General features: G+C 65.9%; 2 protein-coding genes. Both read left to right on the top strand.

The annotated features are described in order from the left end of the window. Positions 1-763: RimK family alpha-L-glutamate ligase (locus G9463_RS15490; RefSeq protein WP_165897217.1), on the top strand; the 763-nt coding region annotated here is incomplete at its 5' end. Next, positions 760-1,544, top strand: a 785-nt coding sequence (argC, locus tag G9463_RS15485) for an N-acetyl-gamma-glutamyl-phosphate reductase (RefSeq protein WP_165897202.1), incomplete at its 3' end; no start/stop codon positions are given. The genes G9463_RS15490 and argC, both read left to right, overlap by 4 nt.

Here is a 1,544-nt window from a genome sequence, read left to right as displayed (position 1 = left end):
CGGCGTGCCGGTCGTCAACGGTCCCGAGGTCGCCGACACCTGTGCGGACAAGGTCAACAACAGCCTCGCGTTAGAGGCCGCGGGCGTGCCGACGCCCAACACCGACGTGGCGTTCACGAAGGACGCCGCGCTGGAATCCATCGAGAAGTTCGGCTACCCCTGCGTCCTCAAACCCGTTGTCGGCTCGTGGGGTCGCCTGATGGCGAAGATCGACTCCCGCTCGGCCGCCGAGGCTATCCTCGAACACAAGGAGACACTTGGCCACTACGAGCACAAGATCTTCTACGTACAGGAGTTCGTGGAAAAGCCCGGCCGCGACATGCGCGTGCTGGCTGTCGACGGCGAGCCCATCGCGGCGATGGTCCGCTCCTCGGACCACTGGCTCACCAACGCTGCCAAGGGCGCTGAGACCAACGAGTTCGAACTCGACGACCGCGCACTGGAACTAGTCGAGAAGGCTTCCGACGCGGTCGGGGGCGGGCTGCTCGGTATCGACCTGATGGAGGTGGGGGTGTCCCAAAGCGACACCCAAGACGCGAGCGGCGAGAGCGAGGCGCAACGCGCCTCGAATGCGAACGGCGACAGCCGTGAGCAAGGCGAGCCGCGAGCGCGTGAGTTCGAGGACTACACGGTCCACGAGGTCAACCACACTGTCGAATTCAAGGCCTTGAACGAGGTCACCGACGTGGACGTACCCGCGAAGGTTGTCGACTGGCTCGAACAGAAGGCGGCGACCGAGACCGACGCCGAGGTGACAGCATGACGTACACGGCAAGCGTCGTCGGCGGCTCCGGCTTCACCGGCGGGGAACTGCTTCGCCTGCTTGACGGCCATCCCGAGTTCGAACTGGCACAGGCGACCAGCCGCTCGAAGGAGAACAAGACTATCGGGCACTCGCACCCGAACCTTCGGCACTCGGACCTACGCTTTAGTTCGCCGGAAGACCTGGAGTCGGTCGACGTGCTGTTCGCTGCGACGCCCCACGGCGTCTCGATGGAGCAGATAGACGCGTTTCAGGAGGCCGCCGGCACAGTCGTCGACCTCTCGGCGGACTTCCGCCTCGAGAGCGAGGCCCAGTACGACGAGTGGTACGACGGGCACACACGCCCGAAACTCCTCGAACAGAGCGAGTACGCGCTGCCGGAACTCAACCGCGACAACCTCGAAGGCGCGGACCTCATCGCCTCCGGCGGCTGTAACGCCACGGCGACAATCCTGGGCCTACTCCCGCTGTTCGAGGCCGACATCCTCTCCGGTGACGAGCAGATCGTCGTCGACGTGAAGGTCGGATCAAGCGAGGGCGGAGCCGGCGGCGGCGAGGCCTCCAGCCACCCCGAGCGCTCGGGCGTCGTCCGTCCGTACGCGCCGACGGGACACCGCCACGAGGCCGAGATCCAGCAGTTCCTCGGCATCGACGTGTCCTTTACCGTGCATGCGGTGGACATGATCCGCGGCGCGAGCGCGACCTGTCACGTCTTCCCCGAGGGGCCTGTTTCGAAAGGCGACCTCTGGGGAGCCTACCGCGGCGAGTACGAGGACGAACC

The organism is Haloarcula sp. JP-Z28, from assembly GCF_011440255.1.
GTDB classification, from domain to species: Archaea; Halobacteriota; Halobacteria; order Halobacteriales; family Haloarculaceae; genus Haloarcula; species Haloarcula marismortui.
This window is presented reverse-complemented; position numbering and strand designations above follow the sequence as displayed.